The organism is Burkholderia sp. 3C (assembly GCF_054589155.1).
The window spans coordinates 66,740-85,418 of record NZ_BAAILN010000107.1; the positions used below are offsets into that span (position 1 = coordinate 66,740).

Consider the following 18,679-nt stretch of genomic DNA (forward strand, 5'->3'; position numbering starts at 1 on the left):
TCGGCCGTCAGCGCCTTGTCGAACAGTGCGATCGTGTCGGCGATCGAGGCGTCCTTCTCGGCGATGCGCCGCAGAACCTGGTCGGTCACTTCAGTGCCGGCCGTGCGGGTCAGCGCCCAGGCGAACGCGGCCAGGCTCAGCGCGAACAGCAGGCAGGAAAAAAGGGCGAGCCGCACCCCGATGCTGGTGCGGCGCATGGCGAATAGAGTCATATCGGACGAAGCGTGTCGAAAATAGGTCGCCGCCCGGCACCCTGGCCGAAGCGCACGGTGTCGGGCGGAAAACGCGAATGCAGTCCGCGGCGTAAGCGCTTATCGGCAATTCGTAAGGAATCTTTAGGGTTTGCGGTCAGGATTCGGGGGCTCGCCGGCTCCCCACGGTAGGCTACAATTCGCCCGCCCGATCCAGACCTTGCGCGCTCCGGCGTGCCCCTGCCACTGCGATTCCAACCGCGTCCGCCCGTGAAGTCCCACCGCATTCCCGAACTCGATCTGCTTCGCTTCCTCGCCGCCCTCGCCGTCGTGTTCTTCCACTACGCGTTCCGCGGCCATGCCGCCGACGGCCTGACCGGGATGTTTTATCCGGCGCTGGAGCCGGTCGCGCAGTACGGCTTCCTCGGCGTGCACCTGTTCTTCATGATCAGCGGCTTCGTGATCCTGATGACGGCCGGCGAGGCGCGCTTCGGCAAATTCGTCGCGTCGCGCGCCGCGCGGCTGCTGCCGGCGTTCTGGGCCTGCTGCACGGTGACGTTCCTCGTGACGCTGGCGCTCGGCAGCGAGCGCTTCACGGCAAGCTGGCCGCAATATCTCGTCAATCTGATCCGGCTCGGCGGCGGCTTCGGCCTGCAACCGATCGACGGCGCGTACTGGTCGCTCGGCACCGAGCTGCGCTTCTATCTGCTGGTGGGCATCCTGCTGCTGGTCGGGCAGATCCATCGCGCCGAACGCTGGCTGTTCGTCTGGCTGATCGGCGTGGTGCTGGTCGATCTGTTCCCGTTCATCAAGCTCAAGGGCTTCCTGATCACCGATTACGCCGGCCTGTTCATCGGCGGGGCCGCGTGCTACCTGATGCGTCAGCACGGCCCGAACCGTTCGCGGTTGCTGCTGGTCGGCGCGGCCTGGGCGCTGTCGCTGTATCAGGAGCATCTGCTGCTGGCGTCGTTCAACGAGAACTTCGGCGCCGGCATTCGCCTGGGCGTGGTGGGCGCGATCATGAGCGGGTTCTTCGCCGTCATGCTCGGGCTCGCGCTGCGCCGCACGCCGCTGCTCGGCGGTACGCGCTGGGTGTGGTTCGGCGCGATCAGCTACCCGCTGTATCTGATCCACCAGAACGTCGGCTACATGCTGTTCAATGCGGCCGCGCCGTCGATCGACCGCACGCTGCTGTTCTGGGGCGTGTTGCTGCTGGCGATCGGGTTCGCGCTCGGCGTGCACGTCGTCGTGGAAAAGCCGCTGGCCGGCCCGATCAAGCGTGCGCTGCTGCGCGGCTTCGACGCGCTGCAGGGCCGCCTGCCCTTGCGTCGCACGGGCGCGTCGCGGCGGCCATGAAAAAAGGCGCTGCTCGCGCAGCGCCTTCGCCCGTTTCAGGCCCTTTTCAGGCCCAATCAGCCCGACCTCACCCGCCGGTCTTCGCCCGCACCGCGGCCACCTGCCTGGCCGTGACCGCCGGCCCCCGGTTGCCCCAGCTCGAGCGCACGAAGCTCGCCAGTTGCGCGATCTCCTCGTCGTTGTAGCGCCAGCCGAAACCCGACATCGCCAGCCGCGACGGCGCCGTCTGCGTCGACGGCAGGCGCGAGCCGGCCAGGATCACGGCGATCAGCGAATCCGGGTTGGCCTGCGTGACCATCGGATTGTCGACGAGCGACGGGAACACGCCCGATGCGCCCTTGCCGTTCACGCGGTGGCAGGCCGCGCAACTGTCGAGATACACCTCGGCGCCGCGCCCCTGCACCGTCCCGCCGAGAATCGCCTTGACGGTGGCGTCGTCGGGATGGAACGACGCGGTTTGCGGCGGCGCGCCCAGGCTCTTCAGATAGACGGCCATCGCCTTCAGGTCGGCATCGCTCAGGTACTGCGTGCTGTGCTCGACCACCTCGCCCATCGGCCCGGACACCGACGAATGCGGATTGCGGCCCGTCTTCAGGGTCGCCACCACGTCGTCCACCGACCAGGCCTCCAGCCCGCCACCCGCCGACGAGCGCAGGTTGATCGGCGCGGTGCCGTCGAGCGACGCGCCGGCCAGGTACTGATCGCTCTTGCCGCTCACGTCCAGCTCCTGGAACGCCGCGCCGCGCGGCGTGTGGCAGGTGCTGCAGTGCGCGAGGCCCTGCACGAGATAGGCGCCGCGATTCCATTCGACGCTCTTCGCGGCATCGGCCACGAAGCGCGAATCGTCATGGAACGCGCGGTTCCAGTAGGCGAGCGGCCAGCGCACGCTGAGCGGCCAGGGGATGTCCGAGGCGCGGTTCGGTTGCGCCGAGGCCGGCACCTGCGTGGTGAAGTACGCGTACAAGTCCTGCAGATCCGCGTCCGACACCTTCGCATACGACGTGAACGGCATCGCCGGGTACAGATGCTTGCCGCCCTTGGCCACGCCCTCGCGCATCGCCAGCACGAACTCGTCGAACGTATAGCCGCCGATGCCGTGCTCGCGGTCGGCGGTGATGTTGGTCGAATAGATCGTGCCGACCGGCGTCGCGAACGGCAGGCCGCCCGCGAACGGCGCGCCGCCCTTGGCCGTGTGACAGGCGATGCAGTCGCCGGCCCGCGCCAGATACGCGCCGTGCACGGCGTCGCCGCGGCGCGTGGCGAGCGCCGCATCGAGGTTCGCGCCCGGCGTGACCGAGGCGAATGCCCACAAGGCGCCGACCGCCACCACGCCGGCCGCCACCACTCCAGTAATGATTTTCCGCATGTCTTGTCGCTCGCTCAGACCTGCACCATGGCGGCGCCGGGATTCTTCAGGTATTGCGAGCGGATGTTGCTCGCCGCCCAGTAAGCGAGACCGCCCACCAGCCCCGTCGGGTTATAGCCGAGGCCGTGCGCGAACACGTTCGCGCCCATCACGAACAGGTTCGGCACGTCCCAGCTTTGCAGGTACTTGTTGACCACGCTCGTCTTCGGATCGGCGCCCATCGCCGTGCCGCCGCTGATGTGCGTGCTCTGGTACGCGCGCGTGTCCCAGTGCGCGCCCGGCTTCAGGATGCGGCCCGAGATCGACTTCGGATTCATCGCGCGGCCGATCTCCATCATCTTGCCGGCCACGTATTCCGAGGCGCGCAGGTCGTTGTCCTGCCAGTCGAGCGTGAGGCGCAGCAGCGGCGAACCGTAGGCGTCCCGATAATTCGGATCGAGATCGAGGAAGCAATTGCGATACGCCATGTTGCTGCACTGCGATTCGATGCGGCCGGTGTGCAGGAAGTTGTCCTTGACGGCCTGCTTCCACTCGCTGCCCCACTTCGGCGTGCCCTTGGGCAGCGGAATGCCGCGCACCGGGCCGTTGCCGGTCTGGCGGCCCCAGATGATGCCGCCGCCGATGAAGCCCAGTTGCGCGTGATCGAAGTTGTCCGCGTTGAACTCCTCGATCGCCTGGCCGCCACCGCCCGCGCCCATGAACTGATTGATGTACGTGTCCTTGTCCCAGAACATGTTCACGCTGTTCAGCAGCTGGTAGCAGAAGTTGCGGCCGACCGTGCCTTCGTTGGTGTCCGGGTTGAACGGCTGGCCGATCTTCGAGAGCAGCATCAGGTGCACGTTGTGCAACTGGAACGCGGCCAGCACGACCATCTCGGCCGGTTGCTCGACCTCGTTGCCTTCGTGATCGATATAGGTCACGCCGGTCGCGCGCTTGCCGCTCGCGTCGGTGTTGACCTTGATCACGTGCGAATTCACGCGCAGCTCGAAATTCGGCTTGCGCAGCAGCGCCGGGATGATCGCCGTTTGCGGCGAGGCCTTCGAATAGTTCAGGCAGCCGTAATCGCTGCAGAAGCCGCAGAAGTTGCACGGCCCGAGCTGGCAGCCGTATTCGTTGGTGTACGGGCCAGACGCGTTGCCGGCCGGCAGCGCGAACGGCTGGTAGCCGAGGCCCTTGGCGGCGGCCGCGAACAGCTTGCCGGTGGGGTGATCGGTCAGCGGCGGCAGCGGATAGGCGCCGCTGCGGCGGCCTTCGAACGGGTTGCCGACGCCGGTCGGCTTGCCGTCGAGATTGCCCGCCACGCCCGAGGTGCCGCACACGCGCTCGAAGCGGTCGAAGCTCGGTTCGAGCTCGTCGTAGGTCACGCCCCAATCCTGCAGGTTCATGCCTTCGGGGATGAACTTCGCGCCGTAACGCTCGGTGATGTGGCTCTTGTAGCGCAGCTCGTCCGGCATCACGCGCGACTGCACGCCCGACCAGTGCGAGCCCGCGCCGCCCACGCCCTCGCCCGGCTTGAACGAACCGATCTGCCGGTACGGCACGGCGGTCTGGTCTTTCGTGTGGCGGTTGGTGACGGTGGTCTTCGAGAGGTTCTGCAGCAGCGCGTTGCGCGCCGAATACTTGATCTCGTCGACGATCTGCGGATACGCGAAATCGGGCACCGTCTCGCGTGCGTCGCCGCGCTCCAGCGCCACCACGTTGAGCCCCGCGTTGGCCAGTTCGATCGCCATGATCGCGCCGGTCCAGCCGAAGCCGACGATCACGCAGTCGACCGGCTTTTTCTTGATGCTCGCCATGCTTATCCTCGCTTGCCGTAGAGACTGACGGGCGCGTAGGGATAAGGCTTGGCCTCGCCCACGAACTCCAGGTAGTCGGCGCGCACGCCGGGGTAGCCGATCATCTTCCAGGCGGCCATGTCCTTGTTGCCGCCGTAGGACGGATCGCCGAAGTAGCCCTCCATCACGTTCTTCAGCAGGAAACCGTTCAGGAATCCCTTGAAGTTGAAGTCGTCGGACTTGATCTCGCCCGATTCGATCTTCTTGATGAAAGCGGTCCCCTGCGCATGGCCCAGGTCGGCGAACGCCTTGCCGCCGAAATGCGCGCGGCTGTAGGCGTTGATCGCGCGGATGCCGAGCCGGTATTGCTCCTTCGGCGTGAGCTTCGACTGGTAGCCGAACTCGGGCTCGACCTTGAAGAACGGCCCCTGCATGTACCAGCGGGCCGCATCGCCGTACGGCGTCTGCATCTGGCGGTCGATGTACTGCGGCACGCCGAGTTCGACCGCACCCGGACCGATGTCGTCCTTCGGGATCAGCACGTCGCAGGCGGCGTTGACGAACGCCCATTCCTCCGGCGTGAAATAGCCGGGGGTGTAGTGCTCGACGGTGGGCCGGTCGGCGGGCGGCAGGCCCGGCGCGGGCGTGGGCGGGCTGCTGCTCGCCACGGCGCCGGTGATCCCGACCACGGCTATGGGTGCAATCGCGATGGAGCCTTTGAGAAAGCTCCGCCGGCTGCGATCTTTCGCTGTCGTCATTGTCGAATCGTGTTGTGGAGAAAGAGAGGCACTGCAAGCGGTACTTCAGCGGTACTTCGGGGCCGCGTGCGTTGCGCGGCCCCTCTACTGCGAATCAATACGTGCTGCTCGACGGCGGCAACGCCGCGCGCCAGCGGGTCAGGCCAGCTTGAACGTCTCGACGTGGCCGCGCATGCGGTGCGACTGTTCGCTCAGGGCCTGCGCCGCCGCGGTCGCCTGCTCGACCAGCGCCGCGTTCTGCTGCGTGATCGAATCCATCTGGCTGACGGCGGTGTCCACCTGCTCGATGCCCATGCGCTGCTGTTCGGCGGCGGCGGCGATCTCGTTCATGATGGTCGCCACGTCGCGCACCGCGCCCAGCACTTCCTGCATGGTGCGGCCCGCGTCGGCCACCAGTTCGCTGCCCTCGGCAATCGTTTGCACCGATTCGCCGATCAATTCCTTGATTTCCTTCGCCGACGCCGACGAGCGCTGCGCGAGGCTGCGCACTTCGCTGGCGACCACCGCGAAACCGCGGCCCTGCTCGCCGGCGCGCGCCGCTTCCACCGCGGCGTTCAGCGCCAGGATGTTGGTCTGGAACGCGATGCCCTCGATGATCCCGGTGATGTCCGAGATCTTGCGCGAGCTGCTGTCGATGCCGCCCATCGTGCCGACCACCCGCTCCACCACGTCGTTGCCGCGCGCGGCCACGCTCGAGGCGTTGTCGGCCAGACGCCGGCCGGTGTGCGCGCTCTCGGCGTTCTGCTTCACGGTGGCGGTCAGCTCGCTCATGCTCGCGGCGGTTTCCTCCAGCGAGGCGGCCTGCTCCTCGGTGCGCACCGACAGGTCGAGCGTGCCCGAGGCGATCTGCTGGGTGGCCGTGGCGATCGATTCGGTGCTGCTGCGCACCTCGCGCACGGTGCCGGCCAGGCTCGTCTGCATGGCGGCCACGCCGCGCAGCAACATGCCCATCTCGTCGTCGTTGTGCACGTCGATACGGCGCTGCAGGTCGCCCTGCGCGATCGATTCGAAATGCGAGAGCGCGTCGTTGAGCGGCCTCATGATCGCGCGGCGCAGCGAAAACCAGCTGAAGCCGGCCGCGATCACGCCGATCGCGATCATCGCCACCGACAGCGCCGAATACACGCGGAAGCTCGCCTCGGCGGCCTCGTAGTTGGTCTTGGCGTTGGCGTAGAGCGCGCCCTTGACCTTGTCGTTGGCCGCGCTCATCGCGTTGTAGAGCGCGGAGAGCTGCGTCATGGCGATGGTGTCGATGCGCGCGGCGTCGTGCGCGCGGATCGCGTCGATGAAGCCCGCCACCGCGTCGCGCATGGTGGCGCGGCGCGAGGTGGCCTCGTCGATCAGGTCGGCTTCGCTTTTTTCGTGCGGCTGCTTGACGAAGGTCTGCCACCACTCGTCGGACTTCGCGAAGAAGCCGGTGGCGCGCTCGATCTGCTCCTGCGCCTTCGGATCGTCGGGGTGCAGCGCCAGGCGGTCGAGCACGAGGCGCGTGCGGGCGATGTAGATCTCGGCGTTGCCGATATTGGTCGCGGCGGTCAGCTTGTTCTCGTAGGTGTCCTGATTGGCGTGGTTCGCCCGGATCGTGCCGAGCAAGCCCAGCGCACCGATGGCCACCATCAGGACGGCAAGAAAACACATCGTCAAGGCGATCCGCGTCTGCAGCGAAAAGCCTGCTTTACCAAACTTCATTTTGTTGTTCTCCGGGGGTACACACTGTGTCGTTATCGGCCACGCATGAGAACGTTTACGGCGAGTGCTTAATTAACTTTAGCGTTTCATCTGATTTAATAAATCCCGCAAACGTGCTAGCGATTCGGCACGTCGCGTGATGCAGCCAAAGCCACCGCGAAACGGCCGAATCCCCCGTCCGACAAGGCTCAGGCGACTTCCAGGCGGATCGGCGGCAGCCCGTCGAAGCGCCCTTCGGCCAGGCCCGGCCCCGCCGGGAACACCATGCCGATATAGGAACCGGTCGTCACGATCTGCTCCGGCGTGACCGCGATGCCGCGCTCGACGGTGCTGTGATTGACCAGCCAGGTCAGCAGGCGGCGCGGGTCGACGGCCGGGTTGCTGCCGGTGGCGGCGGGCGCCGCCCGCTCGCCCGCGAAACTGAACGACAGCGCCGGCGACACGAACGGATACGCCGCGTCGTACGGCACCGGCTCGCCCACGATCAGCGCGCCGTGGTTCTGCAAATCGGCCAGTTGTGCGAAACGATCGACCTCGGGCCAGCCGGCCCAGCGGCTCGTGACCACCTCGATGGTCGGCACCATCGAGGCGATCGCGGCCAGCACCTCGTCCTCGGTGTAGCGTTCGGCGCGCGGTGCGAAGCGGCGGCCGAAGCGAAAGCCGATTTCCAGCTCCAGGCCGAACGGCGCGGCCGGATCGCGCGCGAGCCGCGCGCCGCTCGGATGCAGCGCGATGGTGGGCAGCGGCGCGCCTTGCGCCGGGCCGTCCGCGCCCTTGCCGCCGACCTTCCAGCCGCCGACTTGCGCGCCGAGCGCATCGAGCACGGCGTGCTGGGTGTCGTAGGCCGCTTGCGCGTCGGGCAGCACGCCCGCGCTCTGCGCCGGGTCGAGCCGGGTGCCGTCGCGCCAGGCGGCGGCCAGTGCCCAGGCGAGCGGCGCCACCGCGTCGCGCTGCCGGGGTTCGAGGGAAAGACTCACGCGTCGATGCTCCTGTGTGGATGCCGAAACAAAAAGAGAGGCACGCTCAAATGCCCTGATTCAAATGCCTTGCTTCAGACGCCTTGATGCGAGGCGACGGCCGCATCGGGTTCGGCGTTGTCGAAGCGCCGCTCCGGATGCATGCGGAACGCGCACACCACGCCCACCGCCATCAGCGCCATGCTGACGTAGAACGGCAACTCCCAACTGCCGAAGCGGTCGATCAGCGCGCCGCCGATCACCGGCGAGACGATCGCCGCCAGTGCCGAGCCGGTGTTCATCATGCCGCTGGCGGTGCCCGAGAATTCCGGCGCGATATCCATCGGAATCGCCCACATCGGCCCGATCGTCATCTCGGCGAAGAAGAAGCCGAGCGCGAGGCAGGTGGTGGCCGCCCCGATGCCGTGCACGAACGCGAGCGGCACCATCACGACCAGCGTCAGCAGCATGCAGACCGACACCATGCCGCTGCGCGCCCGCGCGAGGCTGCCGGTGCGGCGCAGGATGCGGTCGGTCACGACGCCGCCCACCGTGTCGCCGAGCACGCCCGCCAGGAACACCACCGACGAGAACAGCGCCGAGGTCTGCAGGTTCTGGTGGTAGTGATGCAGGAAGAACTGCGGAATCCAGCTCAGGAACAGCCACAGCGTCCAGCCGTAACAGAAATAGACCAGCGTGACCGGCAGCATCCGCCGAAACAGCGCGCCCCAGCGCACGCGCGTCGCGCGCGGCTTCGGCGGCGGCAGGATCGCCAGTTCGGCCTCGGTGATGCGCGGGTGGTCGCGCGGCTGCTCGGTGTAGGTCAGCCACCAGCCGATCACCCAGCACAGGCTCAGCGCGCCGCACAGAAAGAACGCCGCGCGCCAGCCGAAGTTCGCCATCATCAGCACCACCGCCGCCGGCGCGAGCGCATTGCCCACGCGGGACGCCGCATGCGTGATGCCCTGCGCGAAGCCACGCTGATCCTTCGCCACCCAGCGCGACATCGCGGCGGTGGCGGCCGGGAACGTGGCGCCCTCGCCGAAACCCAGCAGCAGCCGCGCCGCCAGCAGCGACACCAGCCCGCCCGCCATGCCGGTCAGCAAGGTCGCCACGCCCCACACGGCGCCGCACGCGATCAGCGTCTTGCGCGCGCCGAAGCGGTCGCTGACCCAGCCGCCGATGATCTGGAACACCAGATAGGGATACGCAAAGGCCGAGAACACCAGCCCCACCTCGGTGTGGGACAGGCCGAACTCCTTGCCGAAACCGACCGCCGCGGTGCTGACGTTGACGCGGTCGAGGTAGGTGATGAAATACATGACGCACAACATGACGAGCACGACGTTCGTCGCGCTCGTCAATCGATACCGTTTCATCGTGTGTCTCCGAATGTTGGAATAGGTCTTGCCGCCACCACACTGCCTGCCCCGCGTGCGTTGCGCGGGGCGAATCACGGAATGGGCGCGGCCGGTGCGGAGCGCCGCCCGGCCACCGGGTTCAGGCCGCCGCCTTGAGCGGCGTGCGCACGGCCTGCGCGGCCAGGTAGTCCATCGCGGCAGGCAGGCCGCTGGCCGCCAGCGGCACGCCGGCGATCCGCAGCCCCATCTCGCAGCCGGCCAGCGTGGCCATCAGCGTCAGGTCGTTGCAGTCGCCGAGGTGGCCGATGCGGAACATCTGCCCCTTGAGCTTGCCGAGCCCCGCGCCGAGCGACATGTCGAAGCGCTCGTACACGATCTTGCGCACCGCGTCGGCATCGACGCCCTCGGGCATCCGCACGCCGGTCAGCACCGGGCTGTAGACGGCCGGATCGGCGCACTGGATCTCCAGGCCCCAGCCCTGAACAGCGTGGCGGCAGGCCTGCGCGAGCCGCTGATGGCGCGCGAACACTTGGTCGAGCCCCTCGTCGGCCAGCATGTCGAGCGCTTCCGACAGGCCGTAGAGCAGGTTCGTGTTCGGCGTGTACGGCCAGTAGCCGCCCTTGTTCATCTCGATGATCTCGGCCCAGCCCCAGAAGCTGCGCGGCAGCTTGGCATCCGCACTGGCGGCCAGCGCCTTCTGCGACACCGCGTTGAAGCTGATGCCCGGCGGCAGCATCAGGCCCTTCTGCGAGCCGGAGATGGTGACGTCCACGCCCCATTCGTCGTGCCGGTAATCGGCGCTGGCCAGCCCGGAGATCGTGTCGACCAGCAGCAGCGCCGGATGGCCGGCCGCGTCGATGGCCGCGCGCACGGCGGCGATGTCGGACGTCACGCCCGTGGAGGTTTCGTTATGGACCACGCAGACGCCGCGGATGCGGTGCTCGCGATCCTCGCGCAGCCGCGCCTCGATCCGGTTCGCGTCCACGCCGCGCCGCCAGTCGTCCTCGCCGCCGATGAATTCGGGCTTCAGGCCGAGGTTCTCGGCCATGCGCTTCCAGAGCGTGGCGAACTGGCCCGTCTCGTACATCAGCACGGTGTCGCCGGGGCTCATGGTGTTGGCGAGCGCCGCCTCCCACGCGCCGGTGCCCGACGCCGGGTAGATCACCACCGGCTGACGCGTCTTGAAGATCGCCTGGATGCCGCTCAACACCTTCAGGCCCAGCGCGCCGAATTCCGGGCCGCGATGGTCGATGGTCGGGTAGCTCATCGCGCGCAGGATCCGGTCCGGCACCGGGCTCGGCCCCGGGATCTGAAGGAAGTGGCGGCCAGAGGGATGGAAATCCAGCTTGAGCATGCATGTTCTCCTGGTTGAATTTTGCATGCAAAAAACTATATTCCTCCCAAGCGGCGAATCACAACCGCAATCTGCACGTGGTTTACCCGCGTACATTTCGAGACATTTCTCAAAATTATGACGGGATGGCCTTCGTGTAAAATCGACGCCTGGACGATTTATCCGTTTTTTGTATGCAAAATGACACCCCCGCCTCCCCCCCGCGCGCCGTGCTGCCTCCGGTCGAGCGGCAACGCCTGCACGACACGGTGGTCGAGCATCTGCGCAACTTCATCGTCGAAGGCACGCTCGAACCGGGGCAAAAGCTCAACGAACGGGAGATCTGCGAGATGCTCGGCATTTCGCGCACGCCGCTGCGCGAAGCGCTGAAGGTGCTCGAAGCGGAGGGGCTGGTGGATATCGCGCCGAACCGCGGCGCGTCGGTGTCGAAGATGTCGGAGGCGGAGATTCGCGAGACCTTCGAGTTGATGAGCGGGCTGGAGGCGTTTTCGGGCGAACTGGCCTGCGATCGCATCACGGCCGAGGAGATCGACACGATCAAGGCGCTGCACTACGCGATGCTGGCCTGCCGCGCACGGCAGGACCTGGCCGGCTACTATAGCCGCAACCGCGAAATTCACGACCTGATCAACATGGCGGCGCGCAACGCGGCGCTGCGGCAAACCTACCTCGCGATCAACCGCAAGCTGCAGGCGCTGCGGTTTCGTTCGAACTTCCAGAGTGCGAAATGGGATCGCGCGATCCACGACCACGCCGACATGATCGAGGCGCTCGAAGCGCGCGACGGCGCGCGGCTCGCGCAGATCCTGCGCCGCCACCTGCTCGACAAGCGCGACGCGGTGCTGCAACTCGACGCCGCAGCACAGGCCAGCGCGGCGGGCGGCCGCGCCTGAGCCGCCCGGCCGTGTTGCGACGCTTGCCGCGCGCTTACGCGGCCACCGCCATCGTGCGAGCCATGCCCTGCACCGGCGCCGGCGCCGGCACCACCCACGCATCGAAGATCGCCGCCAGCATGGCGACTTCGCCGTCGGCCAGATAATCGTCGGCCGACGCCACCGCCAAGCACGCGCGCAGCACCACCCGGCGCAACGCCGGATCGTCGACCTCGGCCAGCAAGGGCGCGTGCGCCGTGGCGTCGAAGCCGCTGCCGCTGCCGATTTCCATGTCTTCGCACAAGGCCTGCACCACGCTGTCGAACTCGCCGGGGCGCAGGCCCAGCCGCGCGATCACGCCGAGCCGCGCCAGCATCCGCTCCTCGTTGGCGTCGACGTGGCCGTCCGCGATCATCACCAGGGCGACGATACGGGCGGCGGCTTGAGGACTGTTACGACGATAGGTACGCATGGCGTGATTTCCGTTGCGGTTCGATCCGCGTGGTTGAAGATGCGCCAGTATCGGCGAATCGCGGCATCGGAAAAACCAGCATTTCAATACGTTTCAGTTCGAAAAAACCGAACTTTCCGCGCCGCCCTAGTGCGGCGCGGGCGGCCTCAGAAGTTGTGGCGGATGCCGGCCATCACGCCGAGCTGGCCCACGCCCGCGTTCGGCGTGGTGCCCGGGCCGCCCTGGCTCAGCGTGTAGCGCGCCTTCGCGCTGTTGAACACGTAGCCGGTCTGCAGATAGACGCTGCTCTGCTTCGACAGCAGATACGTGCCGCGCAGTGCCGCCAGCGTCGCGCGCGTGTCCTGCGCGCTGTCGACGGTACGGTAGATGCCGCCATCGACGATCACGGTCGGCGTCGCCAGATACGAGCCGGTCACATAGAAGATGTCGCTGCGCACGCCGGCTAGCCCCGGCCCGGCCACTTCCACGCGCCGCCCGAGCCAGCCCGCGCCGAGCTTGAACGCGCCGGCCTTCAGATAGCCGTTCAACTGCATGCGCAGGTCCTTGTCGCCGCTGTCGGTCAGCGCGATCGCGGCGGTGCCGTTGAACAGGTTGGCCGCCGCGCCGGGGCCGCCGCGCTGCTCGTCGTAGGCCGCCGCCACGCCGAAGTGATCCGCGTCATACCGCAGGAGTACTGACCATTGACGGCACGCGTTGAAGTTTCCGGGCAGCGATCCCGCGCAGGTGCCCTGGCCCGGCGAATTGCCGGTGCCGGCCGAATCGCGGCCGAACGAATAGGTGCCGCCGAGCGTGACGCCGCTGAAGCTGCCCTTGTAGGCGAGGGTGTTGTCGCTGCGTGCGTTCGGAATGTAGGAATCGATCGAGCCGACGCCGCCGTAGATGTCGGGGCCGAGCTGGTCCGAATCGAGGATCGCCCAGTACGACATGGTGTATTGCCGGCCGAAGCTCAGCGTGCCGTAGCGGTTCGTCACGCCCACCCAGGCCTGCCGCCCGAACAGCCGGCCGCCCTGATTGACGTCGCCCGAGCGCACGTTGAAGCCGTCCTCCAGCACGAACGTCGCCGCGTAGCCGCCACCGAGATCCTCGGTGCCGCGCACGCCCCAGCGCGAGGGCACCGAGCCGGTGATGCCCGGCATCCGCACCACGCGCCCGCCCGTCGGGCCGGCGTGCGTGACCAGCTCCACGCCGGTATCCAGAATGCCGTACAGCGTGACACTGCTTTGCGCGTGCGCGCCGCAGCCGAGCGCGAACGCGCCGGCCGCCATGATCGTCTTGACCTTCATGTCTCCATCCGTCTATTTGATTGTTGTGGTGTTGCGGGTGTTGCGGGTCATGCTGGTGCCGCGAATGCCTTTGCGCCTGCCTCCGTCAAGCCTCGCTGTTGCGCGTGAAGTTCTCGGGGACCGCCGGCCCCCAGAGATACAGCGAATCCTCCGGTGCGAAATCGCCGGCGGGCCATGCCTGCCCGGCCGACACGTAATCGATATCCGCCGAGTACTCGCAGAACGAACCCCACGGGTCCTCGACGTAATGGAAATAGTTCGAGCCGAGCACATGCCGGCCGGTGCCCCAACCCTTCGCGTAGCCGGCCGCGGCCATCTGCGCGGCGCCCTCGCCTACCCGGTTCACGTCGTCGACGTCCCAGGCGGCGTGATGCCAACCGCGCGCGCCGCTCTTCGCGAACGCGACGAGATGGTGATCGCTGCCATGCGGCGCATGGGTGAACGCGATCAGGTCGAGCGACTTGTCGGACAGCCGCAGGCCGAGCGCGTCGCGATAGAAATCGATCGCGCCGAGCACGTCCGGCGAGAACAGCAGCACGTGCGACAGCCGCGCGGGCCGCACCGTCCGCACCTCGCGCCGCGTGCAGTTGCCGCGCCGGTCGGCCGGCGTGCCCGCCACGTCGCGCGGCGCCTTCGCGGCCGGGCTCGTCTTCGGCCCGGCCTTCACCTGGATCAGGTTGCCGTCCGGATCGTGGAACCAGAACCCGGCCGCGTCCGGCCCGGCCGTGAAGCGCGCGCCCGCCGCGCGGGCCTGCTCGCGCAGCGCGTCGAGGTCGCCGTCGAAGCAGTTGAAGCTCAGGTAGGCCAGCGATTTGCGCGCGGCCGGCAGCACGCGCGCCCAGCGCCAGCCGTCGGCCGCGTGCACTTCCAGTTCGTCGGCGCGCGTGCCGGCGCGCGTCACCGCAAGACCGAACGCGCCGAAGAAGCGCTCGGCCTCGTCGATCGACGGCACGTTCAGCGCGAAGTGATCGATCGAATGCACGCCCGCGCGCGGCGCGGGGGATAAGGCTCCGCTCATGCTCGTTTCTCCCGGTTCGGGTTCAGCGCGCCGCTTCATCCGCGATCACGTTGCGCAACGTGCCCATGCCCTCGACGCTGACCTCGCACACGTCGCCCGCCTTCATCAGCAGCTTCGGCGTGCGCGCCCAGCCGATGCCCGACGGCGTGCCCGACACGATCACGTCGCCCGGCTCCAGCGTGATGGCCTCGCTGATGATGCTGATCAGCGACGCCACGTCGAACACCATGTCGTCGGTGCTCGCCGATTGCACGACCGCGCCGTTCACGCGCGTCTCCAGTTGCAGCCCCTTGATGCCGGGCGGCAGCTCGTCGGGCGTGATCAGATCGGGGCCGAACGCGCCGGTCGCATCGAAGTTCTTGCCGACCGTCCATTGCGGCGTCTTGAACTGGTATTCGCGCACCGAGCCGTCGTTGAACAGCGCGTAGCCGGCCACGCAATCGAGCGCCTGCTCGCGCGCGATATGGCGGCCGCCCTTGCCCAGCACCACGGCAATCTCGCCCTCGAAATCGAGCCCTTCCGAATCGGCCACGGCCGGGCGGATCATCGGCTGCTCGTGCGCGACGAGGCTGGTGTTCACGCGCAGGAACAGCGTTGGATAGGATGGCTGATCGTAGTTGCTCTCCTTGGTGTGATCGGCGAAGTTCAGACCGACGCAGAGGATCTTCGGCGGCCGCTGCAACGGCGGCAACCATTCGAGGCCCTCGGCCGGAACGCGTTGCCCGCCCGGTTCACCCGACTGCGCACCGGCCCACTCGGCCAGATCCACGCCGCGCGCCAGCACCGTTTCGAGCGGCTCGTGGCCGAGCACGCGCACCTGGTCGCCCTCGCGCACGCCGAGCGTCGCGCGTCCATCCAACATGAAATTCACCAACCGCATATTTCGTTCCTTTTTTGCAGGGAGAGTGTGAGAAGTGCCGTCACGCGCGCGAGGCGCGGGCGTCACCGTGAGTGCGATAGAGCCAGCCGTTCACCAGCATCGCGAGCCCGGCCACCCCCACCGGCGCCGCGAACACCGCGAACGCGGCCGTGGGCGAATGAAACGCCGCGAGCAGCAGGCCGCCCGTCATCGAGCCGATGATCGAACCGATGCGGCCCACGCCGAGCGCCCAGCTCACGCCGGTGGCGCGGGCGGCCGTGGTGTAGAAGCCGGCCACCAGCACGTTCGCGCCGGTCTGCGCGCCGGACAGCCCGAAGCCGGCCAGAAACACCGTCGCCCAGACCAGCGACGGCGAGCCGAGCGTCGCGCCGATCAGCGCGATGGCGAGCGCGGCCACGGCGTACGAGCCGGTCAGCACGAAGAACGGATTCATGCGGTCCATCAGCCGCGCGTTGACCAGCGAGCCGATCGTGCCGCCGAGCGGCAGCATCGCGCCGACGCGCGCCGCGTGGGCCGCGTCGATGCCGGCGCTGGTGATCACCGTCGGCAGCCAGCTGCTGACCTGGTAATAGACCCACAGCGTGCAGAAGAACGCGATCCAGAGCAGCAAGGTGCCGGTGCGGTAGCGGGCCGAGAACAGCACGCCGACCGCGCTTTCGCGCGGGCGATCCGCGTCGTGCGAGGCGGCTTCGCCGGCTGTTGCGGCGTCGAGCGGCGTGTTCGCGTCGCCGGTCAGGCGCGCCATCACGCGGCGCGCTTCGTCGGCATAGCGCGGCTTGCCGGCCATGAAGCGGACCGATTCGGGCAGCCATCGCCAGATCACCGGCGCGAGCACCAGCGGGCAGATGCCGCCGAACACGAACACGCCCTGCCAGCCGAAGCGCGGCAGCAGCAGCGAGGCCACCGCGCCGCCGCAGGCCAGCCCGAGCGTGAAGCCGCAGAACATCAGCGTGACGCGCATCGCACGCCCGCGCGCCGGACTGAATTCGGACGACAGCGTGATCGCGTTCGGCATCGCGCCGCCCAGGCCCGCGCCGGTCAGGAAACGCAAGGCCACCAGCCACGCCGCCGACGGCGCGTAGGCGCACGCGAGGCTGCCGACGCCGAACAGCACCAGCGAGATCGTGATCACGCGCTTGCGGCCGATGCGGTCCGCCAGCGGCCCGAACACGAAGCTGCCGACGGTCAGGCCGAACAGGCCCGCGCCGAAGATCGGGCCGAGCTGGGCCGGGCTCAATGACCACGCCGCCTTCAGCAGCGGCGCGACATAGCCGACCGAGGCGACGTCGAAGCCGTCCGCCGCGACGACCAGGAAGCAGAGGACGAGCGTGAGCGTTTGCAGCGGCGAGCGCTGCACGGTGTCGGCAACGCCCGGTGGGGCAACGGACTGCGCTTGCATGGTGGTGTCTCCGATGGATTGTGATTCGCTATTTTTTTCACGGGCGCGAGTTGCCCGGTGGAACGACAGAACGGCACAGCGACACAGCGGCACAACGAAAAATCGACAGGACGACTGAACGACATCACGCCCGAATCCCGGCCCCGCCCTATTGCGCCGCGAGCGCGGCGGCCGGCTCGCGATGCCGGTGCCCGAGGCTGCGCCACGCGGCGGCCTCGAAACCGGCGTCGAGCGCATCGCCACGCCAAGCCACATGCTGGTCGGGTCGAATCAGCACGTAGGCCGCTTCGTAGGCTTGCGCCAGCTCGGCGTCGTCGATACGCAGCACGGCGAGGTGCGGCAGCGCGGGCGCGGCGCGCTGCACGGCCGCCTGATCGAACCCGGCGCCCGGCGCGCGCGTGCAGAGCAGCGTGAAGCCCGGGCCGAAACGGTCGTACAGCGAACGGCCGTCGGCCAGCCACACATGCGGCGCGCGATGTCCGGCGCGCGCGGTCGGCAGATAGAGATTGGCGGCGTCGGGCGGCGGCGTGCCGGCCTCGGCCTCCACCAGCGGCGACGCGTCGTAGCGCGTGCCCAGATGCACGCCCGGAATCACGAATTCGCCGGTCGCGTGGAACGCGAGGTAATCGCCGATCGCCGTGCGGGCTACCTCGCCGGCTTCGCCCGCCTGATACGCAACCGGCGGCAGGCGCACGTGCCCGATGCTGTCGGCGAAACCGCGCGCGAACGCGGTGTTGCGCAACGCGGCGGGCCGCCGCTCGGCCTCGTAGCTCGCGCCGAGCGCCTCGCCGGCCAGCCCCTTGACCATCGCTTCGAGCTTCCAGGCCAGGTTGGCCGCATCGTCGATGCCGGTGTTGTAGCCGAGGCCGCCGGTTGGCGTGAACAGGTGCGCGGCGTCGCCGGCCAGGAACACGCGCCGCTCGGCGAAGCGTTCGGCCACCAGCGCGAAGCCGGCCGTCCAGGCCGAGCGGCTCTTGATCTCGAACGGGATGTCCGCGCCGATCGCCTCCGCGATCCGGCCGCGCACGCTCGGCAAGTCGGCCGCGTCGGCCGCCTCGCCGTCGCGCAACTGCACGTTCATGATGAAGTGGCCCGCGCCGTCCACGGCGATCACCAGCGCGCGCTGCGTCGGGCTGAACGTCCAGTACTGCCAGGCCGGCGGGTGGCCGCTCGCGCGGTACAGATCGGGCGCGTGGAAGTAGACGGCGTCCATCTGGCCGCCCATGAATTCGCGCTTCTCGCCCGCCATGCCGGCCAGCCGAATGCCGAGCGTCTTGCGCACCAGGCTGCGCGGGCCGTCGCAGCCGATCAGGTAGCGCGCGCGCACGGTGCGCGTGGCGGCCGGGCGATCGTCGGTGGCGTCGAGTTCGACGCGCGCCGTGACGGCATCGTCGTCCTGCTCGAAGCCCGTCACCTGCGCCGAGAAATGCACGCGGCAGCCGTCGTGGCCGCGCGCCGCCTCCAGCAGCACCGGCTCCACGTAAAGCTGCGAGCAGCGGTGCGGCGGTTCGGGCGTGGGCCACGTGAACGCATGCCCCTTCGCCCATTCGACGGCCTCGCGCGAACTGGGCTGATGCAGCCGCGCCAGCTCATGCCCGGCGATCGAGGTGAAATAGGCCACGTCCGGCGCATAGTCGGCCGGCAGCCCCAGCGCCCGCACGCGCGCGGCGATGCCGATGCGGCGAAAGTGCTCCATCGTCCGCGCGCTGTTGGCGTTCGCGGCCGGGTGCCGGCTGGTGCACGGCTTCGCGTCGAACAGCTCGACGCTGACGCCGCGCTGGCCCAATTCAGCGGCGAGAAAAAGCCCGACCGGGCCGCCGCCCACGATGATCACGTCACAATCCAGCACTGCCGTCTCCTGGTGTTTTCTAAGCTGGATGTGAAAGTAAACGGCTTATCTCTATAAATCTATACAATGAATTTCATATCCGGAATGAATTCACTGCATA

The 18,679-nt window shown here is 68.2% G+C and carries 15 protein-coding genes and 1 pseudogene; 2 read left to right on the plus strand and 14 right to left on the minus strand.

Going from position 1 to position 18,679, the window contains the following annotated elements; translation table 11 throughout:
• Positions 1-212: pseudogene (locus ACYP33_RS21005) on the minus strand (methyl-accepting chemotaxis protein); the annotation flags it as partial.
• Positions 213-461: 249 nt separating this feature from the next.
• Between ACYP33_RS21005 and ACYP33_RS21010 the strand changes: the two are divergent.
• Entirely contained in the window at positions 462-1,547 is a 1,086-nt protein-coding gene (locus ACYP33_RS21010) for an acyltransferase family protein (RefSeq protein ID WP_459623769.1), read from the plus strand.
• A 67-nt stretch (positions 1,548-1,614) separates the two neighbouring features.
• Here the strand turns inward: ACYP33_RS21010 and ACYP33_RS21015 are convergent, their stop codons facing one another.
• The 7 genes from ACYP33_RS21015 to ACYP33_RS21045 all read right to left on the minus strand — a co-directional run bounded on the left by ACYP33_RS21015 (position 1,615) and on the right by ACYP33_RS21045 (position 10,806).
• Positions 1,615-2,913, minus strand: a complete 1,299-nt coding sequence (locus tag ACYP33_RS21015) for a c-type cytochrome (protein WP_459623770.1) — start codon at positions 2,911-2,913, stop codon at positions 1,615-1,617.
• 14 nt (positions 2,914-2,927) lie between these two features.
• The gene (locus ACYP33_RS21020; protein WP_459623771.1) at positions 2,928-4,709 is read right to left on the minus strand and encodes a GMC family oxidoreductase; all 1,782 of its coding nucleotides are present in this window, start codon (positions 4,707-4,709) and stop codon (positions 2,928-2,930) included.
• A 2-nt stretch (positions 4,710-4,711) separates the two neighbouring features.
• A complete protein-coding gene (locus ACYP33_RS21025; RefSeq protein ID WP_414444831.1) occupies positions 4,712-5,446 on the minus strand; it encodes a gluconate 2-dehydrogenase subunit 3 family protein in 735 nt (244 codons plus the stop codon).
• Positions 5,447-5,584: 138 nt separating this feature from the next.
• Entirely contained in the window at positions 5,585-7,135 is a 1,551-nt protein-coding gene (locus ACYP33_RS21030) for a methyl-accepting chemotaxis protein (RefSeq protein WP_459623772.1), read from the minus strand.
• A gap of 188 nt (positions 7,136-7,323) precedes the next feature.
• On the minus strand, positions 7,324-8,112 hold the full coding sequence (locus ACYP33_RS21035; RefSeq protein ID WP_459623773.1) for a 2-keto-4-pentenoate hydratase: 789 nt from the start codon (positions 8,110-8,112) through the stop codon (positions 7,324-7,326).
• A gap of 74 nt (positions 8,113-8,186) precedes the next feature.
• Entirely contained in the window at positions 8,187-9,470 is a 1,284-nt protein-coding gene (locus ACYP33_RS21040; RefSeq protein ID WP_414449664.1) for an MFS transporter, read from the minus strand.
• Between the two features lie 121 nt (positions 9,471-9,591).
• On the minus strand, positions 9,592-10,806 hold the full coding sequence (locus ACYP33_RS21045; RefSeq protein ID WP_414449665.1) for a pyridoxal-phosphate-dependent aminotransferase family protein: 1,215 nt from the start codon (positions 10,804-10,806) through the stop codon (positions 9,592-9,594).
• A gap of 173 nt (positions 10,807-10,979) precedes the next feature.
• On the opposite strand from ACYP33_RS21045, the gene ACYP33_RS21050 reads away from it, so the two are divergent.
• The gene (locus ACYP33_RS21050; protein WP_459623774.1) at positions 10,980-11,699 is read left to right on the plus strand and encodes a GntR family transcriptional regulator; all 720 of its coding nucleotides are present in this window, start codon (positions 10,980-10,982) and stop codon (positions 11,697-11,699) included.
• Between the two features lie 34 nt (positions 11,700-11,733).
• On the opposite strand, the gene ACYP33_RS21055 is transcribed toward ACYP33_RS21050, so the two are convergent.
• The 6 genes from ACYP33_RS21055 to ACYP33_RS21080 form a co-directional block, all read right to left on the minus strand.
• Complete coding sequence (locus tag ACYP33_RS21055; RefSeq protein WP_459623775.1) at positions 11,734-12,150, minus strand: tellurite resistance TerB family protein; 417 nt, start codon at positions 12,148-12,150, stop codon at positions 11,734-11,736.
• Between the two features lie 146 nt (positions 12,151-12,296).
• Positions 12,297-13,433 (minus strand): porin, encoded by a 1,137-nt coding sequence (locus ACYP33_RS21060; protein WP_459623776.1) that lies wholly within the window; start codon positions 13,431-13,433, stop codon positions 12,297-12,299.
• 85 nt (positions 13,434-13,518) lie between these two features.
• Positions 13,519-14,451, minus strand: coding sequence for a VOC family protein (locus ACYP33_RS21065; protein ID WP_459623777.1), 933 nt, complete (start codon positions 14,449-14,451; stop codon positions 13,519-13,521).
• 22 nt (positions 14,452-14,473) lie between these two features.
• A complete protein-coding gene (locus ACYP33_RS21070; RefSeq protein WP_459623778.1) occupies positions 14,474-15,331 on the minus strand; it encodes a fumarylacetoacetate hydrolase family protein in 858 nt (285 codons plus the stop codon).
• Between the two features lie 40 nt (positions 15,332-15,371).
• Positions 15,372-16,730, minus strand: coding sequence for an MFS transporter (locus tag ACYP33_RS21075; protein WP_459623779.1), 1,359 nt, complete (start codon positions 16,728-16,730; stop codon positions 15,372-15,374).
• A gap of 148 nt (positions 16,731-16,878) precedes the next feature.
• Positions 16,879-18,579 carry an FAD-dependent monooxygenase gene (locus tag ACYP33_RS21080; RefSeq protein ID WP_459623780.1) on the minus strand — a complete coding sequence of 567 codons (1,701 nt, stop codon included), beginning with the start codon at positions 18,577-18,579 and terminating at the stop codon, positions 16,879-16,881.
• Positions 18,580-18,679 lie beyond the last annotated feature (100 nt).

Bases quoted from the DNA above. Each gene is read 5' to 3' on its own strand.
- ACYP33_RS21015 (WP_459623770.1), bottom strand. From the start codon at position 2,913: ATGCGGAAAATCATTACTGGAGTGGTGGCGGCCGGCGTGGTGGCGGTC.
- ACYP33_RS21020 (WP_459623771.1), bottom strand. From the start codon at position 4,709: ATGGCGAGCATCAAGAAAAAGCCGGTCGACTGCGTGATCGTCGGCTTC.
- ACYP33_RS21025 (WP_414444831.1), bottom strand. From the start codon at position 5,446: ATGACGACAGCGAAAGATCGCAGCCGGCGGAGCTTTCTCAAAGGCTCC.
- ACYP33_RS21030 (WP_459623772.1), bottom strand. From the start codon at position 7,135: ATGAAGTTTGGTAAAGCAGGCTTTTCGCTGCAGACGCGGATCGCCTTG.
- ACYP33_RS21040 (WP_414449664.1), bottom strand. From the start codon at position 9,470: ATGAAACGGTATCGATTGACGAGCGCGACGAACGTCGTGCTCGTCATG.
- ACYP33_RS21045 (WP_414449665.1), bottom strand. From the start codon at position 10,806: ATGCTCAAGCTGGATTTCCATCCCTCTGGCCGCCACTTCCTTCAGATC.
- ACYP33_RS21050 (WP_459623774.1), top strand. From the start codon at position 10,980: ATGCAAAATGACACCCCCGCCTCCCCCCCGCGCGCCGTGCTGCCTCCG.
- ACYP33_RS21055 (WP_459623775.1), bottom strand. From the start codon at position 12,150: ATGCGTACCTATCGTCGTAACAGTCCTCAAGCCGCCGCCCGTATCGTC.
- ACYP33_RS21060 (WP_459623776.1), bottom strand. From the start codon at position 13,433: ATGAAGGTCAAGACGATCATGGCGGCCGGCGCGTTCGCGCTCGGCTGC.
- ACYP33_RS21065 (WP_459623777.1), bottom strand. From the start codon at position 14,451: ATGAGCGGAGCCTTATCCCCCGCGCCGCGCGCGGGCGTGCATTCGATC.
- ACYP33_RS21070 (WP_459623778.1), bottom strand. From the start codon at position 15,331: ATGCGGTTGGTGAATTTCATGTTGGATGGACGCGCGACGCTCGGCGTG.
- ACYP33_RS21075 (WP_459623779.1), bottom strand. From the start codon at position 16,730: ATGCAAGCGCAGTCCGTTGCCCCACCGGGCGTTGCCGACACCGTGCAG.